Raw genomic sequence first — 16,913 nt, 5'->3', positions numbered from 1 at the left:
GAGGATCGACGGCGGGCCGCGATCGACCCAGGCGGCAACCCGCTCCGCGCCCCCGTCGAGTCCGGACGAGACGGGAGCAGGCCGGAGCGGGTGCCGACCCTCACCGGGTCCGCCATTTGGTGGCATAAAAGACGTATAGTCATATTTTGTTACATATCGTGCACTTATGACAAACGGCAACAGTAGTGCGATGTCACTGGCGAGAGGCGTCCTCCTCGCGGCCGGGGCGGTCGCTGCGCTGGGCGCTGCGCCAGTCGGCGCGGGTGACAGCGCGGACCGCGCGGACAGCGCAGACACCCGGGTGAGGTTCGAGGTGGTCGCGCCTGGGGGCCTGTATGTATCCGCTCCCTGCGTCGCCTTGCTGTCCGGTGCGCCTCCGGGGGACGCGGCCTCCGGCCGCCTCGGCGAAGTTCGCGTCACCGACGAGCGGGCCGCGCGGGATGCCTCCTGGGTAGCCACCGTCACCGTGAGCGAGGACTTCACGGCCGGTTCACCCGACTTCGATGAGACGATCTCCGGAGGTCACGTGGCCTACCACCCCGGAGCGGCGATCGATGCGTTCAACGGACCGTTCACCCCCGGTCACCCCGGGAGCCTGGCCAACGTCCGTATGGCGTTCAGCCATCCGAGCGGTTCCGGCAGCAACTCTGTTGCATGGAACCCCGCTTTGATCGTCCATGTGCCCGCCGACGGGGTGGCCGGGGTCTACCGGGGCGTGGTGACGCATTCAGTGGCCTGAGTCCCGTCGGCCGGCCACCCAGGGAGTTATTTAGCATATAAAAAGAATACGACACGCTCTATTTCAATTCCGGTTATCGCGGTATGCAATGCCCATAAATTGACCTCCGAGTCATCGCAGATGATCTCGGCGCCTTGGCGTGTGCACGGGCGTCACCATCGTGGACGCGGAGGTCTCCGTGCTCGGATACCCGGCCTGTCGGCCGGAATTTGGTGGCCGCCCCGAAGGACGGCCTCGGGGATGGTTCGGACGGCGGAGAGGGGGTGAACGCGTATCAGCTGGGCGACGGGCCATGGTGGGTTTGATGGCGGTGGCCTCGTTGGTCCTGCCCGTGGCCGCTGCGCCTCCTGCAGCCGCCGCCTCGTCGAACTACGTCTATGTGGCCAATGACGCCGATAACACCGTCTCGGTGATCAACACCACGAACGACACCGTCGGTGCCGCCCCGATCGCCGTCGGCACCACTCCCTTCGGCGTGGCCATCGTCCCGAACGGCACCAAGGCCTACGTCACGAACAACGGCTCGAACAACGTGTCGGTCATCAACACCGCCAACAACACCGTAAGCGCGACCATCGCCGTCGGCGGCGGACCCATGGGGGTGGCCGTCACCCCTGACGGCACAAAGGCCTACGTGGTCAATTCCACCGATGGCACCGTCTCAGTGATCAACACCGCGAACGACACCGTCGGCGCCACCCCCATCACCGTCGGCTCGAATCCCATCGGGGTGGCCGTCACTCCCAACGGCGCCAAGGCCTACGTCACCAACGCAGGCTCGAACAACGTGTCGGTCATCAACACCGCCACCGACACGGTCAGCTCCACCATCACTGTCGGCACGCTTCCCGACGCGGTGGCCGTGACTCCCAACGGAGCCAAGGCCTACGTCACCAACGGAGGCTCGGACAACGTGTCGGTGATCAATACTGCCACCGACAGTGTCGGCGCCACCCCCATCGCCGTAGGCAACGGCCCCCGAGGGGTGGCCGTGACTCCCAACGGGGCCAAGGCCTACGTCACGAACAACGATGCGAACAGTGTGTCGGTGATCAACACCACCACTGACGCCGTTTCCACCACCATCACGACGAACATCGGCACCGGCCCGCTCGGGGTCACCGTCACCGGGAAGGGTGACAAGGCCTACGTCTCCAACGAGAAGTCCAACAACGTGTCCGTGATCGACACCTCCAACGACACGGCCGGCGCCACCCTCCTCGCCGTCGGCGGCGGACCGGCAGGATCGGCGGCCTCCCCGGACCAGGGGGGCGAGGTGACCACATTCCAGGTCACCCCCACGGACGGCCTGACCATCGCCGTTCCCAACTCGGCCACCCTGAGCGCGGTCACCCCGGGCAATACCGCCACCGGCCAGCTCGGCCAGGTCACGGTGAGCGACCAGCGTTCGCTGGCCGATGCCAGCTGGGTGGCCACCGCCTCACTGACCGATGCCTTCACCACCACCGGCGGCAGCCCCATCACCGGCAGCGCCACGACCTACACCCCCGGAGCCTCGATCTCCCCCGTCAACGGACCGTTCACTGCGGGCACGGCAGGGACGCTCGCCTCCGCCCGAACCGCGTTCAGCCATCCGAGCGGTTCCGGAAACAACTCCGTCAGCTGGAACCCCACCCTGGACGTCGCCGTACCCGCAGCCGCAGTCGCCGGCACCTACACCGGGACGGTGACCCATTCTGTGGCGTAAACCATCGCCGCAACACCGGAGCCTCACCCTGATCGCCGCCGCGGCTCTCGCCGCGGCGGCGATCGCCCTGGGTGTCCTGACTCCGGCCGGCATCACCTCAGCGAGCGCAGCGGACAAAGGGCCGGGATCCTTCGGCATCCGGCTGCTCGAAGCCCCTGTCGCGCTGCGGAACGACCCACGGGCACGGATGTATATCGTCGACCACCTCAACCCGGGCACGACGATCAAGCGCGGTATCGAGATCTCCAACAAGTCGTCCGCCGCACGTCGCATCGACCTGTACGCGGCCGCCGCCTCCATCGAGAAGGACGGGTTCACCTTCGCCGCGAAGCACACACCCAACGAACTGACTCAGTGGACCCGTGTCAAACCCCCCTTCGTGATCCTGGGCCCGCATTCGAAAGCCAAAGCCGAAATCACGATCAATGTGGCACGGACCGCACAAGCCGGAGAGCGCTACGCCGTCGTATGGGCCGAAAACCGCATGGCAGCGGACGCCACCCACAACATCGGCAGCATCACCCGCGTGGGACTGCGGATCTACTTGGACATCGGGCCGGGCGGAGAGCCCCTCTCCGACTTCAAGATCGAGACGATGACGGGCGCGCGTGACAAACAGGGCCGTCCCAGCATTACCGCAGCCGTCCGCAACCTTGGCAGGCGAGCGGTGGACCTGAACGGGTCACTCGACCTTCGCGACGGCCCCGGCGGCATCAGCGCAGGCCCCTTCCGAGTGGCCTCCGTCGTCACACTCGCCTCTCACGGGATGGGCACCGTCACCGTTCCCCTTGATCCAGGCCTGCCCGACGGTCCTTGGAAAGCCAAGCTGACGCTGCGGAGCGGAACAGTGGAACGGACCAGCACAGCAACCGTGACGCTTGCCAAAGAGAAGGCCAGACCTCGCACCTTCCTCTACGCCGCAGCCGCCGCAGCCACGGCCCTGGCCGCTTGCGTACTCGTCCTGGTGATCCGCCGACGCCGTCGGCGAAACGAGCGAAGGCCGACACCAGCACCACAAGAAGCGGGAGGAACAGCCGTTTCCTGAATTTCTCTCCCGCCTGCCGCAAACGGGCTTGGCACAGGGCCTCAGCCCCCGTACAGGCCCGCTATCTCCTTCGTGAAGTCCGCCGCTATCCGCTCCCGGCGCAGCTTCATCGACGGGGTCAGGTGGCCCGCCTCCTCCGTGAAGTCCACGGGCAGCACCGCGAAGCGGCGGATGGACTCGGGTCGCGAGACCAGCTTGTTCGCCTCCTCCACCGCCCGTTGCAGGACCGACTCCAACTCCACGTCACCGACGAGGAGTTCCGGCGGTACCGGGTGCTTGCCGCGCATCTGGCGCCAGTGGGTGATGCCGTCGGGGTCGAGGGTGATGAGCGCGGAGACGTAGGGGCGGCCGTCGCCGACCAGCATGACCTGGGAGATCAGCGGGTGCTGGCGGAGCCAGTTCTCCAGCGGGGCCGGGGCCACCGACTTGCCGCCGGACGTGATCAGCAGCTCCTTCTTGCGGCCGGTGATGATCAGATAGCCCTCTTCGTCCAGCTCGCCGATGTCCCCGGTGGCCAGCCAGCCGTCCCGGGTCGCGGGGACGACTCCCCCGGCCTGCGGGTCCCAGTAGCCGCGCAGGACGTGGTCGCCCGCGAGCAGGATCTCGCCGTCCGCCGCGATCCGCACCCGGGTGCCGGGAAGCGGCCAACCCACCGTGCCCAGGCGGGGCTTGAGAGGTGGGGTGACCGTGGTGGCGCCGGCGGTCTCCGTCAGGCCGTAGCCCTCGAAGATCTCGATGCCCGCGCCCGCGTAGAACGCGGCGAGGCGCCGGCCGAGCGGGGAGCCGCCGCAGATGGCGTACTTCACCCGGCCGCCCATCGCCGCCCGGATGCGCCGGTAGACGAGGGGGTCGTAGAAGGAACGGGCGGTCTTCAGGGCCCGGTTCGGGCCGCTTCCGGTGCCCGTCTGCCTGGCCTCCAGTGCCTCGCCGTAGCGCCGGGCGACGGCGACCGCGCGGTCGAAGGCGGTGAGCCTGCCGCCCGCCTCCGCCTGGGCCCGAGCGGAGTTGAAGACCTTCTCCAGCATGTAGGGGATGGTCAGCAGGCAGGTCGGCTTGAAGGCGGCCAGGTCCGGGAGCAGGTCCTGCGCCTTCAGGCTGGGCGCGTGCCCGAGCCGGACACGGGCGCGCACGCAGGCGATCGCCACCATGCGTCCGAAGACGTGGGACATCGGGAGGAAGAGGAGGACGGACGGCTCCTCGCCCGTCTTCGCCTTGAAGATCGGGTAGAGGAGTTCGATGGCGTTGTCGACCTCGGCGAAGAAGTTGCCGTGCGAGAGGGCGCAGCCCTTGGGGCGGCCGGTGGTGCCCGAGGTGTAGATGAGCGTGGCGAGGGTGTCGGGGCCCAGCATGCCCCGGCGTACGGCCACTTCGGTGTCCGGGACGTGCGCGCCCGCCTGGCCCAGCAGCTCCACGTGCCCCTTGTCCATCACCCACAGGTGGCGCAGCTCGGGCAGGTGCTGGAGTTCGGGGCCGATGGCGGAGGCCTGTTCGGTGGTCTCGGTGACCAGGGCGACCGCGCCGGAGTCGTGCAGGATCCAGCGGGTCTGGTAGACGGAGGAGGTGGGGTAGACCGGCACGGTGACCAGGCCGGCCGCCCAGGCGGCGAAGTCGAGCAGCGTCCACTCGTATGTCGTCCGGGCCATGACGGCGATGCGGTCGCCCGGCACCAGCCCCTCCGCGATCAGGCCCTTCGCCGCGGCCAGCACCTGCTCGGCGAAGCCGGCCGCCGTGACGTCCCGCCAACTGCCGTCGGACAGCCTGCGGCTGAGGACGACGGAGCCGGGGACCGCCTCGGCGTTGTCGAACGGCAGGTCGGCGAGCGAGCCGTGCGTCACCGGGGGCGCGAAGGGTGGTACGGACGCCTCCCGTACCGCGCCGTCCAGCCGTTTCGTCTCGGGCGTCACCAGCACCGGGTTGCCGTCGTAGTCGGTGGCGGAGACGAGGGCGGCGTTCGGGTACGGGGTGGACACTGGCGGCTCCTCGGGCGTGCAGCGGTCGACTGCTTGCTGCAATGCGTACGGGCCTCGGCTGCCGAGGCGTTCACCGGCGGCGGGCCGCAGAAAGGGATTACCGGCGGTTCAGTCGGGTGATCGTACGGTGCCGTTGTGGGGGGATTGTGCGGGTTCGGGGGTCGTCCGGGGATGGTCCCGGGTCAATCTCGTCTTCGCCCTTCTCCTCACCGGCGACAAAGACTTACCTTCGGTAACCTTACTTCAGAGTAACCACTTTGGTCCCCAGCCGTGCGGGAGTTGCACATGGCCGACCGCTACCTGACCGGCACGCCCGCGCTCGCGCCGCTGCTGGCGCGCGGCGCCCTGCGCTCCCCCTTCAAGCGCCCGGCCCCGGACGCGTCGTACCCGCGCACCCGGCTCGTCCTGCCCGGCCTGCGCGTCGACCCGGCCCGGCTCGCCGCCTACAAGCGGGTGTGCGGCTTCCCCACCGGGGACGACACGCTGCCGGTGACGTATCCCCACATCCTCGGCTTCGCGCCGGCCATGCGCCTGATGAGCGGCCGGGACTTCCCGCTGCCGCTGCTGGGCCTGGTCCACACGTCGATCGAGCTTGTCCGCCGCGGCAGCCTGCCCGCCACCGGGGAGTACGAACTCGCCGTCCACGTCGACGGGTTGGCCCCGCACCGACGCGGCACCGAAGCCACGGTGGTCACCGAACTGCGGGCCGGCGGGGACACCGTATGGGAGTCGCGGAGCACCTACCTCGCCCGGCACCGGAACGACGACGGGTCCGCACAGTCACGGGACGAGCCTGCGCCTCCGCTTCCCGTGCTGGCCGAGTGGCGCCTCGCCGAGGACATCGGCCGGCGCTACGGCGCCGTCTCCGGCGACCGCAACCCCATCCACCTGCACCCCCTCACCGCCCGCCTCTTCGGCTTCCCGCGCGCCATCGCACACGGCATGTGGACGGTGTCCCGCTGCCTGGCCGCCCACGGCACCCCCGCCGCGACCACGGTCCGCGCACACTTCCGGGCACCGGTACTGCTCCCGGGGACGGTGACGTACGGGGCGGACGGCTCCGGGCGCTTCGAGCTGCGTGGGGGCGGAGGGATGGGGGTCCCCCCGCGCGAGCATGTTCGAGCGTGGGGGAGGTTGCACCTGTCGGGAGAGGTGGGCTAGTCCGCAGCAGGGGCCGGAGGCGTGGGCGGAGTCCAGGGCCGGCCCTCCAGCAGGTTCCCCAGGCCCGACCAGGCGAAGTTCATCAGGGTGGCCGCCGCCTGGCGGGGCGTCGTGCCGGGGGTGGTGTTCGCCCAGGCGGCGAGGGACTCGGCGGCGCCCACCAGGGCCTCGGCGAGCCCGGCGACCTCGCGCTCGGGCAGGCCCGGAACCATGGGGGTCCCCCCGCGCGAGCATGTTCGAGCGCGAGGGAGTGCGTCCCGGGCCGCGACCGCGATCAGCCGGGTGGCGAACTCGACGATCTCCTCGCGCATCGCCGCGACCTCGGCGGCGAAGGGCTCACCGTGGGTACGGGCCTGGAGGTGCAGCACGGACCAGGCGTCGGGGTGCTCGCCGGTGTGCGCGAAGAACGCCAGCAGCCCGTCCCAGAGCTGGCGGTCAGCGGGCAGCTCCGGGCACACTCCGGCGCGGACGGCCTCCGTGAGAGCGGTGGCCTCGCGGCGGATGCAGGCGGTGAAGAGGTCTTCCTTGGAGTTGAGGTACAGGTAGACCAACGGCTTTGACACACCGGCGAGTTCGGCGATCTCGTCCATCGAGGCGGCCATGTAGCCACGCTCGCCGAAAATCCGTACTGCGGCGTCGAGCATCTGCTGCTCACGCACCGCACGCGGCATCCGCTTGGTCTTCGCCCCACCCATGGGGAAAGCCTATGGCGTCAGGAGGTCTGGCCCTGCGCCCGCGCGGCGTCGTCGGCCACGTCCTCCTGGCTGCGGTTGGCCTCGATGTTGGCCTCCAGGTTGGCCTTCATCCGGTCGACCCGGCCCGCGATCCGCTCCGAGGCCCGGTCCCGCTCCTTGCGCAGCAGCACCCAGCTGAGCGGCGCCGACAGCACCAGGGACAGCAGGAGCACCCACAGGAAGTTCGAGTCGCCGTAGCCGTGCGGGAAGATGCCCGAGTAGACGGCTCCCCAGACGACCACGAGGCAGCCGGCGAAGATGCCGAGGCGCATCAGCGTGTAGCGGAGCATCTCAATCCACTCTTCCGTGTCGTACGGTCCGAAACCCCACAAGAGGCATCGTCCAGTGAAGCACGCCCCCCTGCCGATCTTGACAGGGGGGCGGAGCCCCTGGGTCCGCCGAAGGCTTCAGACGCGCATCGGCTGCGGCGACTCGCGGCGCAGCGGGTCCGGGCCGTCGTACTCGCGGATGATCTCGTAGCGGGTGTTGCGCTCCACCGGCCGGAAACCGGCGTCGCGGATCAGCTCCAGCAGGTCCTCGCGGGTCAGCTTGTTCGGCGTGCCGAAGTTGTCCGCGTCGTGGGTGATCTTGTACTCGACCACCGAGCCGTCCATGTCGTCCGCGCCGTGCTGGAGGGCGAGCTGGGCGGTCTGCACGCCGTGCATGACCCAGAAGACCTTCACGTGCGGGACGTTGTCGAAGAGCAGCCGGGAGACGGCGAAGGTCTTCAGCGCCTCGGCGCCGGTCGCCATCTGGGTACGGGCCTGGAGGGTGTTGCGTACCTTGCCGTCCTTCATGTCCACGAAGTCGTGCTGGTAGCGCAGCGGGATGAAGACCTGGAAGCCGCCGGTCTCGTCCTGGAGTTCACGCAGGCGCAGCACGTGGTCCACGCGGTGGCGGGGCTCCTCGATGTGGCCGTAGAGCATGGTGCACGGGGTCTTCAGACCCTTCTCGTGCGCCAGGCGGTGGATGCGGGACCAGTCCTCCCAGTGGGTCCTGTGGTCCACGATGTGCTGCCGGACCTCCCAGTCGAAGATCTCGGCACCGCCGCCGGTGAGGGACTCCAGGCCCGCGTCGATCAGCTCGTCGAGGATCTCGGAGGCGGAGAGCCCGGAGATGGTCTCGAAGTGGTGGATCTCCGTCGCCGTGAACGCCTTGAGGGAGACGTTCGGAAGGGCGGCCTTCAGCTCACGCAGGGAGCGCGGGTAGTACCGCCACGGCAGGCTCGGGTGCAGGCCGTTGACGATGTGCAGCTCGGTGAGGTTGTCGCTCTCCATCGCCTTGGCGAGCTTGACCGCCTCCTCGATGCGCATCGTGTACGCGTCCTTCTCGCCCGGCTTGCGCTGGAACGAGCAGTAGGCGCAGGACGCGGTGCACACGTTCGTCATGTTGAGGTGCCGGTTGACGTTGAAGTGCACGACGTCACCGTTCTTGCGCGTCCGCACCTCGTGCGCGAGGCCGCCCAGCCAGGCCAGGTCGTCCGACTCGTACAGCGCGATGCCGTCCTCGCGGGTCAGCCGTTCACCGGAGCGGACCTTGTCCTCCAGCTCGCGCTTGAGCCCGACGTCCATGCTCATCCCTTTCCTCGACGACCCAGTAACCGTAGCCCTACACCTCTTCCGGCAGTTCCCCGACCCGGTTCTCCCACTTGGTGGAGAGCACGATCGTGGTACGGGTCCGGGAGACGCCCTTCGTGCCGGACAGCCGGCGGATGATCTTCTCCAGGCCGTCGACGTCCGCCGCCCGGACCTTGAGCATGAAGGAGTCGTCACCGGCGATGAACCAGCAGTCCTCGATCTCGGGGAGTTCCTTCAGCCGCTGGGCCACGTCCTCGTGGTCGGCGGCGTCGGAGAGCGAGATGCCGATCAGCGCGGTGACACCGAGGCCGAGGGAGGCCGCGTTCACGGTGGCGCGGTAGCCCGTGATGACACCGGCCGCCTCCAGCCGGTTGATGCGGTCGGTGACGCTGGGGCCCGACAGGCCGACGAGGCGCCCCAGCTCCGCGTAGGAGGCCCGGCCGTTCTCCCTCAGGGCCTGGATGAGCTGCCTGTCCACGGCGTCCATGCGATCGAAGCCTTCCCCTGGAAAGTTCTGTGTTCCTGAAGTGATGAGAGGTACTGCGACTTGCTCAGCTGACTGCCGGTGCTCTCACGTCGTCCGGGTCCCGCCCCCGAGTTCGCCCTCCCAGCGGCGGTAGAGCCGGTGCCCGACGCCCGCCGCGTCCAGCACCCGCCCGGCGACGAAGTCCACCAGGTCCTGGATGTGGGTGGCGCCCGCGTAGAACGCCGGGGAGGCCGGCACCACGCTCGCGCCCGCGTCGTCCAGGGCGACCAGGTGCCGCAGGGTCTGCCCGTTCAGCGGGCTCTCCCGTACGGCCACGACCAGACGGCGGCGCTCCTTGAGCGTGACGCTGGCCGCGCGCTGGAGCAGGTCCTTCGACAGACCGAGCGCGACACCGGCCACGCAGGCGGTCGAGGCGGGCACGATCAGCATGCCCTTGGAGCGGTACGACCCGGAGGACGGCCCGGCGGCGAGGTCCCCGGCGCTCCAGTACCGCATCTTTGCCACGTCGACATCGAAGGTCCCGGGCTTCCCGTCGGCCCCGAGCGACAGCCATTCCCGCAGGTCGTCCTGCCAGTGCGCGTCCCGGAAGGAGATCTGCGTCTCGTCCAGCAGGGTCAGCCGCGAGGCCCGGCTGACCACCAGGTCGACGGCCTCCCCCGCGTCCAGGAGCGCACGCAGCACGGCGGCGGCATAGGGCGTACCGGACGCCCCGGACACCCCCACGATCCAAGGCACGCGCTGCTTTTCTCCTGCGTTCACACCTTGAGCGTACCGGCGGGGACTGGGGCGCGATGCACTCAGACCGTCAGACCCCGGACCAGCAGATCAAGCAGGGAGCACACGAACAGCGCGATGCCGATGAACCCGTTGACGCTGAAGAACGCCCTGTTCACGCGGGACAGGTCGTGGGGGCGGACGATCGTGTGTTCGTAGACGAACGCTCCCGCCACGATCAGCAGGCCCAGCCAGAAGAACGCGCCGGCGTCGGTGCGCAGGGCGTACCAGGCGAAGAGGGCCGTCGTGATCGCGTGGCAGACGCGGGCGCCCCAGATCGCCGCCGGGACGCCGAAGCGGGCCGGGACCGACATGACGCCGACCTGGCGGTCGGTCTCCACGTCCTGGCAGGCGTAGATCAGGTCGAAGCCGCCGATCCAGATGCCCACGGCCAGGCCGAGGATCACCGCGTCCCAGTTCCAGGTGCCGGAGATGGCCAGCCAGCCGCCGACCGGGCCCATCGCCTGGGCCAGGCCCAGGATGGCCTGCGGGAAGTTCGTGAAGCGCTTCCCGTAGGGGTAGACCACCATCGGGATCACCGCGACGGGGGCCAGGGCCAGGCAGAGCGGGTTCAGCAGGGCCGCCGCCCCGAGGAAGATCACCAGGGCGATCAGGGCGCCGGTCCAGGCGTGGCGGACGGACATCGCGCCCGTGACGAGTTCCCGGTGTGCCGTACGCGGGTTACGGGCGTCGATCTCCCGGTCGATGATCCGGTTGACCGCCATGGCGAACGTACGCAGGCCGACCATGCAGATGGTGACCAGCAGCAGCCGGCTCCAGTGGATGTTCTTGTCCCACTCGTACATCGCGGTCAGCGCGGCGATGTAGGCGAAGGGCAGCGCGAAGACCGAGTGCTCGATCATCACCAGGCGAAGGAACGCCTTGGTCCGTCCTGGCTGCGCAAGCGCAGCGGATGCGCTGGTCACAGGCCGTACTCCCGCCAGCGACGGTCCACCAGCGCGGCCGTCTTCGGGTCCGACAGGACCATCTCCGGCCAGCCTCCGTCCCTCGTGTAGCCCTCCTCGGGCCACTTCTTCGTCGCGTCGATGCCGGCCTTGCCGCCCCAGAACTGCTGGTAGGAGGCGTGGTCGAGGTGGTCGACGGGGCCTTCCACGACCGTGAGGTCACGGGCGTAGTCGGTGTTGCCGAGGGCGCGCCAGGCGACCTCGTGCAGGTCGTGGACGTCGCAGTCGGAGTCCACGACCACGATCAGCTTGGTGAGGGACATCATGTGCGCCCCCCAGATCGCGTGCATCACCTTCTGCGCGTGCTTGGGGTACTTCTTGTCGATCGAGACGATCGCGCAGTTGTGGAAGCCGCCTGCCTCGGGCAGGTGGTAGTCCACGATGTCCGGGACGATGATCTTCAGCAGCGGCAGGAAGAAACGCTCCGTGGCGCGGCCGAGGGGGCCGTCCTCCGTGGGGGGCCTGCCGACGACGATCGACTGGAGCAGCGGGCGCTTCCGCATCGTCACGCAGTCGATCCGGAGGGCCGGGAACGGCTCCTGCGGGGTGTAGAAGCCCGTGTGGTCGCCGAAGGGGCCCTCCGGCAGCATCTCGCCCGGCTCCAGCCAGCCCTCCAGGACGACCTCGGCGTTCGCGGGCACCTGGAGCGGGACCGTCTTGCAGTCGACCATCTCGATCCGCTTGCCCGCGAGGAACCCGGCGAAGAGGTACTCGTCGATGTCCCCGGGGAGCGGCGCCGTGGAGGCGTAGGACACCGCCGGCGGGCAGCCGAAGGCGATGGCCACCGGCAGGCGCTCGCCGCGCCTGGCCGCCACCTGGTAGTGGTTGCGGCTGTCCTTGTGGATCTGCCAGTGCATGCCGATCGTGCGCTTGTCGTGGCGCTGGAGGCGGTAGAGCCCCAGGTTGCGGATGCCCGTCTCCGGGTCCTTGGTGTGGGTCAGGCCCAGGTTGAAGAAGGAGCCGCCGTCCTGCGGCCAGGTGAACAGCGCCGGCAGCCGGTCCAGGTCCACCTCGTCGCCGTGCAGGACGACCTCCTGCACCGGGGCGTTGTCCGGCTTCACCTTCTTCGGTGGCACGTGCGCCATCGCGCCGAGCTTCCCGAAGGCCTCGCGCACGCCCACGAAGCCGTGCGGCAGCTCGGGGCGCAGCAGGCCGCCGATCTTCTCGGAGATCTCGCCGTACGACTTCAGGCCGAGGGCCTTCAGCAGGCGCCGGTCGGTGCCGAAGACGTTCATCGCGAGGGGCATGGCGGAGCCCTTCACGTTCTCGAAGAGCAGCGCCGGGCCCCCGGACTTCTGCACCCGGTCGACGATCTCGCCGACCTCCAGGTAGGGGTCGACCTCGGCCTTGATGCGCTTGAGGTCACCCTCACGCTCCAGCGCCCGCAGGAGGGAGCGAAGATCGTCGTAAGCCATGCGACCCAGTATCTGTCACCCGATACGCTGGGCCGGTCACCGGGGCCGTCCCAGAGCACGGGGAGAGCGCACGACGATGCTGAGGTATCTGCCGTTCCTGCTGGTCCTGGCGTTGTGGATCTACGCGTTCGTGGACTGTCTGAACACGCCCGACGAAGACGTCCGCCATCTGCCCAAGGTGGTGTGGGTGATCATCATCCTGCTCTTCGGCGAGGTGCTGTTCGGCCCGCTCGCCTGGCTGATCACCGGCAGGGCCCGCCGGACCGCGGCGTACGGCGGCGTCGGCGTCGCCGGCACGGGCGGCGCCTGGGTCGCCCCGGACGACAACCCCGAGTTCCTGAAGTCCCTCGGCAAGGACGACCCCAAGGGCGAGTGACCCATGGAACTCCGCCTGCTCGTCACCTTCGAGAAGGTCGCCACGGTGCTGAGCTTCACCCGGGCCGCGGCCGAGCTGTCGTACGCCCAGTCCAGCGTGACCAGCCAGATCCGCACACTGGAGTCCTCGCTCGGCACCGAGCTGTTCGACCGGCTCGGCAGCCGGATCCGGCTCACCGAGGCGGGCGAGCGGCTGCTGCCGTACGCGCGCCGGATCATCGAGCTGACCGAGGAGGCGCAGGCGGCGGTCACCGGCGCCGAGGAGCCGGAGGGCACCCTCACGATCGGCACGATGGAGTCCCTGACCTCCTACCGGCTGCCCCCGCTGCTGGAGTACTTCCACCACCGCCACCCCAGGGTGCGGCTCGCCCTGCGCACCACCATCGGCGACGAGACCCGGCAGGCGCTGCGGCAGGGGACGTACGACCTCGGGTTCCTGATGGAGGCGGAGACCGAGCACCCGGGGCTGGAGAGCGCGGTGCTGGCGGTGGAGCCGCTGGCGCTGGTCGCGGGACCGCAACACCCCTTGGCGGGCGCGGAATTCGGCACCCACGACCTCCTACGGCAGTCCCTGCTCGCCACCGAACCCGGCTGCGCCTACCGGGACCTGTTCGAGCGGGAGCTGAAGTCCCTGGGGGACGTCGGGTTCATGGAGTTCGGCACGATCGAGGCCACCAAACGCGCGGCGGCGGCCGGCCTCGGCATCGCGCTGCTGCCCGAGGTGACGGTCGCCGCCGAACTCGCAAAGGGTTCTCTCGTACGGCTTCGCTGGGAGCCGCCGTTCACGCTTCGGACGCAACTGGCGTGGCGGGCCGGGAAGCGGCTTCCGGCGCACGCGCGGCTGTTCGTGGAGCAGGCGCGGAAGCTGGTGTCCGAACAGGCCGGGCAAGCGTGACCTTCAGGCTCGCCGTCACGATCAGCGGGACGCCGAGCGCCTGGACGAGGCCGATGTGGTGGCCGTACACCGCCCAGTCCATGACCATCGCGACCGCCGGGTAGACGAAGGCGAGTACGGCGATCTTCGAGGTCGGCAGCTTGGCGTAGGCCGCGTACATCAGGACGTACATCACCCCGGTGTGGATGAGGCCGAGCCCGGCCAGCCAGCCCCAGCGCCAGCCCGTGCCGCTCATCGCGCCGAAGTCGGCGAACGGCAGCAGGAGCGGGATGCCGACCAGCACCTGGACGAGGGCGATGAGGTGCGGGCGGACGCCGCTGATCCGCTTGGTGACCAGGGTGGACAGTCCGTAGAGGAGGGCGGCGAGCAGGGCCTGGCCGATGCCCGTCAGGTACGTGCCGCCGCCGCTCGTGAAGTCGGCGGGCGTGACGCCCGAAACGAGGACCAGGCCCGCGAAGGCCAGCGCGATCCAGCCCACCTTGGCGGCCGTCAGCCGTTCCCGGAAGAGCAGGGCGCCCAGCAGGACCACGTAGAAGGGCTGCGTGTGGTAGACCACCGTGGCCACCGAGATGGACGTGTTCTCGTACGCCTGGAAGAGCAGGACCCAGTTGAAGACGATGAACACGCCCCCGAGGACGGCCAGTCCGAGCGTGCGCGGGGTGAAGCCGTGGCCGCGCAGCCAGCCGCGGGCGACGACGTAGGAGCCCAGCGCCAGGGCGCCGAACAGGACGCGGAAGAAGACGACGTCGAAGGGCGAGGCGCCCGACTCGACGACGAAGACACCGAGGGTGCCGGAGAGCACCATCGCGGTCGTCAGCTGGGCCGTGCCCTTGTTCTGTGAGGTCATGCCGACGACGCTACGAACGGCCGCCGGGGCCGGTCCACGCGCCAGTGGGGCGTCCTGCCGATGGGGGCATCGGCGATGTCGATGGTCCCAGGTCGTACGTTCGTCAACTCACTGAGGGTGACCCGCAGGTGCGCGGACTGGCGACCGCGGCCTGGTGCCGGGCTGGGCGAGGGCCAGGAACTGGTGCTCTTGAAGTGCTCTCCCGGCTGAAGCCAGGAGATTCCCACCTACCTTGTTCGCCCTGGCGGAGGCGGCCGACGCCCATCGGCTGATGGGCGCCCGGACCAGCACCGGCAAGCTGCTGCTGCGGGGGGGCGCGTAGCCGTCCCGTCCCTCAGATCCTGGCCCAGCTCTGCGAGGACGCCCCCGACTGGCAGGTCGCCTCGGCCGTGCCGCCGCCGAAGGCGAGGTCGAGGCAGCCGCCGTCGTAGACCGTGCGCAGGGAGTTGCCGGAGCCCGTCGTCCAGCGCAGGTTGCTGCCGCCCTGTGAGCAGTCCCCGACGAAGACGGCCTGGTTGTTGCCGTTGGCGCTCAGGCAGGAGCCGGTCGACACGTTGACCACCTTCACACTGCCGCCGGCCGCGCTGCGGAAGGTCCAGCGTGCGGTGGAGTCGGAGCAGCTGCCGAGGCCGGTGGAGCCGTAGATCTGGGTCAGGCACTTGCCGTTCTCGCCGTTCTTGAGGCGGAAGGAGCCGGATCCTGGGCTGGTGGTGGAGGTTTCGCCTGATCCTCCGACGGCTCCACCGGAGGAGCCCCTGGAGGAGCCGCCCGAAGATCCGCCGGACGAGTTGCCGGTATCGCCCGAGCTGTCGACCGGGGAGCCGGAGCCCGAACCGGAACCGGAACCGGAGTGGGTCCCGCTCCCCCGGTCACCGCCGCCGGTGCCGCCGTCCGGGTCCGCCTTGCCGGGCTTCTTCTTACCGGAGGGCGAAGCCGAGCCGCTCTTGCTCGGTTTCGGCGTACCGGACGGGGCTCCGATGGGTACCCCTGACGAGGCGGAGGCGGAGGCGGAGGCGGTGGCCGAGGCGGCCGGGGTCCCGCCCGCGTCGGCCCGGCCCGAGTCGGTGGCGTAGGGCAGCAGCTGGATGGCCAGGGTCGCCGTACCGGCGACGACGACCGGGACGACGGCGACCAGGACACGCGACCGACGCTTGCGCCCCAGCTCCTCCTGAGTCCGCCCTACGACGACCTCGGGCTCGCCCTCTTCCGAAGCCTCAGGCCGGGGCTCAGGCACCTCCGGCACCTCCGGCACCTCCGCCGCGAACGCCATGCGCGCCGCGAGCCGTTCGTGGACGGCCGCGGGCCACCGCCCGGGGCCGGACGGGCCCCGCCCTGCCGCGAGTTCAACCAGTTCCGCGGCGGTCGGCCGGCCCTCGGGGTCCTTGTCCAGGCAGGAGGCGACGACCGAGGCCAGCTCCGGGTCGCGTTCGTGCAGCTCCGCCAGGTCGGGCTGTTCGTGCACGATCCGGTAGAGCACCGCGTGCCCGGACTCGTCACCGAAGGGCGGCCGTCCGCACGCCGCGAACGCCATCACGGAGCCGAGCGCGAACACGTCCACCGCACCGGTCAACCGCTTGACGCCGGAAGCCTGTTCGGGCGACATGTAGGCGGGGGTACCCACCACCATGCCGGTCCGGGTCAGCTGGCTCTGGTCCGCGGCCCGCGCGACACCGAAGTCGATGAGGGTGACACCGTCGAGGGTCAGCATGACGTTGGACGGCTTGATGTCCCGGTGGACCATGTCCAGCTCGTGCACGGCCGCCAGCCCGGCCGCGGCCTCCCGCAGCAGCCACCACAGCGCCTCGCTCGGCAGCGGCCCGCCGTGCGCCTCGACGGCGGCGTTCAGGGTCAGCCCCGGCACGTAGGCGGTGGCGAACCACGGCGGGCGGGCGTCGCGGTCACCGGCGAGCAGGGGCGCGGTGGCCCCGGCGGGCAGCCGGGAGAGGTTGTCCAGCTCGTGCCCGAAGCGGCGGACGAAGTCCTTGTCCTCGGCGACGACGGACGGCAGCACCTGCTTGACGGCGGCGTACCGGCCCTCGTGCACCCCGAGGTAGACCCGGCCCATGCCACCGGCACCGAGCCGGCCGACCAGCGGGATCGGCCCGATCCGCCGGGGGTCGTCGCCCTCCAGCGGCTCGACGCCGACGTCTTCCCCGTTTTCCCCGTTGTTCAACTCGCTCTCCCTGCACCCGATGTGACGCTGATTCACCAGCCTGGGCCG

16 protein-coding genes are annotated in these 16,913 nt (G+C 69.8%); 6 read left to right on the top strand and 10 right to left on the bottom strand.

The window, feature by feature from the left end; genetic code table 11:
- Window positions 1–190: 190 nt before the first annotated feature.
- From ACWD3E_RS30610 to ACWD3E_RS30600, 3 genes are all read left to right on the top strand, one after another.
- Window positions 191–739: a hypothetical protein gene (locus tag ACWD3E_RS30610; protein WP_451390811.1), complete on the top strand. Its 549-nt coding sequence runs from the start codon at window positions 191–193 to the stop codon at window positions 737–739.
- Window positions 740–1,043: 304 nt separating this feature from the next.
- Window positions 1,044–2,447 carry a beta-propeller fold lactonase family protein gene (locus ACWD3E_RS30605; RefSeq protein WP_451390810.1) on the top strand — a complete coding sequence of 468 codons (1,404 nt, stop codon included), beginning with the start codon at window positions 1,044–1,046 and terminating at the stop codon, window positions 2,445–2,447.
- Between the two features lie 187 nt (window positions 2,448–2,634).
- Window positions 2,635–3,492: a peptidase gene (locus ACWD3E_RS30600; RefSeq protein WP_451390809.1), complete on the top strand. Its 858-nt coding sequence runs from the start codon at window positions 2,635–2,637 to the stop codon at window positions 3,490–3,492.
- Between the two features lie 41 nt (window positions 3,493–3,533).
- On the opposite strand, the gene ACWD3E_RS30595 is transcribed toward ACWD3E_RS30600, so the two are convergent.
- Window positions 3,534–5,462 (bottom strand): AMP-dependent synthetase/ligase, encoded by a 1,929-nt coding sequence (locus tag ACWD3E_RS30595; RefSeq protein ID WP_451390808.1) that lies wholly within the window; start codon window positions 5,460–5,462, stop codon window positions 3,534–3,536.
- A gap of 285 nt (window positions 5,463–5,747) precedes the next feature.
- On the opposite strand from ACWD3E_RS30595, the gene ACWD3E_RS30590 reads away from it, so the two are divergent.
- Window positions 5,748–6,623, top strand: a complete 876-nt coding sequence (locus ACWD3E_RS30590) for a MaoC family dehydratase (protein WP_451390807.1) — start codon at window positions 5,748–5,750, stop codon at window positions 6,621–6,623.
- On the opposite strand, the gene ACWD3E_RS30585 is transcribed toward ACWD3E_RS30590, so the two are convergent.
- The 7 genes from ACWD3E_RS30585 to ACWD3E_RS30555 all read right to left on the bottom strand — a co-directional run bounded on the left by ACWD3E_RS30585 (window position 6,620) and on the right by ACWD3E_RS30555 (window position 12,575).
- Window positions 6,620–7,318: a TetR/AcrR family transcriptional regulator gene (locus tag ACWD3E_RS30585; protein WP_451390806.1), complete on the bottom strand. Its 699-nt coding sequence runs from the start codon at window positions 7,316–7,318 to the stop codon at window positions 6,620–6,622. The two genes, ACWD3E_RS30590 and ACWD3E_RS30585, sit on opposite strands and share 4 nt — an antisense overlap.
- A 17-nt stretch (window positions 7,319–7,335) precedes the next feature.
- A complete protein-coding gene (locus tag ACWD3E_RS30580; protein WP_451390805.1) occupies window positions 7,336–7,647 on the bottom strand; it encodes a DUF4229 domain-containing protein in 312 nt (103 codons plus the stop codon).
- Between the two features lie 117 nt (window positions 7,648–7,764).
- A complete protein-coding gene (mqnE, locus tag ACWD3E_RS30575; protein WP_451390910.1) occupies window positions 7,765–8,928 on the bottom strand; it encodes an aminofutalosine synthase MqnE in 1,164 nt (387 codons plus the stop codon).
- A gap of 37 nt (window positions 8,929–8,965) precedes the next feature.
- Complete coding sequence (locus tag ACWD3E_RS30570) at window positions 8,966–9,421, bottom strand: Lrp/AsnC family transcriptional regulator (protein ID WP_451352869.1); 456 nt, start codon at window positions 9,419–9,421, stop codon at window positions 8,966–8,968.
- An 84-nt stretch (window positions 9,422–9,505) separates the two neighbouring features.
- Complete coding sequence (locus ACWD3E_RS30565; protein WP_451390909.1) at window positions 9,506–10,156, bottom strand: UbiX family flavin prenyltransferase; 651 nt, start codon at window positions 10,154–10,156, stop codon at window positions 9,506–9,508.
- Window positions 10,157–10,218: 62 nt separating this feature from the next.
- On the bottom strand, window positions 10,219–11,121 hold the full coding sequence (mqnP, locus tag ACWD3E_RS30560) for a menaquinone biosynthesis prenyltransferase MqnP (RefSeq protein WP_451390804.1): 903 nt from the start codon (window positions 11,119–11,121) through the stop codon (window positions 10,219–10,221).
- Window positions 11,118–12,575 carry a menaquinone biosynthesis decarboxylase gene (locus ACWD3E_RS30555; protein WP_451390803.1) on the bottom strand — a complete coding sequence of 486 codons (1,458 nt, stop codon included), beginning with the start codon at window positions 12,573–12,575 and terminating at the stop codon, window positions 11,118–11,120. The genes mqnP and ACWD3E_RS30555 overlap by 4 nt, the downstream gene beginning before the upstream one ends.
- A gap of 76 nt (window positions 12,576–12,651) precedes the next feature.
- Here ACWD3E_RS30555 and ACWD3E_RS30550 point away from each other — a divergent pair, with 76 nt between their 5' ends.
- On the top strand, window positions 12,652–12,951 hold the full coding sequence (locus tag ACWD3E_RS30550) for a PLD nuclease N-terminal domain-containing protein (RefSeq protein WP_451390802.1): 300 nt from the start codon (window positions 12,652–12,654) through the stop codon (window positions 12,949–12,951).
- Window positions 12,952–12,954: 3 nt separating this feature from the next.
- Complete coding sequence (locus ACWD3E_RS30545) at window positions 12,955–13,845, top strand: LysR family transcriptional regulator (RefSeq protein ID WP_451390801.1); 891 nt, start codon at window positions 12,955–12,957, stop codon at window positions 13,843–13,845.
- On the opposite strand, the gene ACWD3E_RS30540 is transcribed toward ACWD3E_RS30545, so the two are convergent.
- Window positions 13,733–14,692 carry a DMT family transporter gene (locus tag ACWD3E_RS30540; RefSeq protein WP_451390800.1) on the bottom strand — a complete coding sequence of 320 codons (960 nt, stop codon included), beginning with the start codon at window positions 14,690–14,692 and terminating at the stop codon, window positions 13,733–13,735. The genes ACWD3E_RS30545 and ACWD3E_RS30540 overlap by 113 nt on opposite strands.
- 334 nt (window positions 14,693–15,026) lie before the next feature.
- Entirely contained in the window at window positions 15,027–16,865 is a 1,839-nt protein-coding gene (locus ACWD3E_RS30535; protein WP_451390799.1) for a serine/threonine-protein kinase, read from the bottom strand.
- Window positions 16,866–16,913 lie beyond the last annotated feature (48 nt).

The organism is Streptomyces sp. NPDC002676 (assembly GCF_053592455.1).
This window is presented reverse-complemented; position numbering and strand designations above follow the sequence as displayed.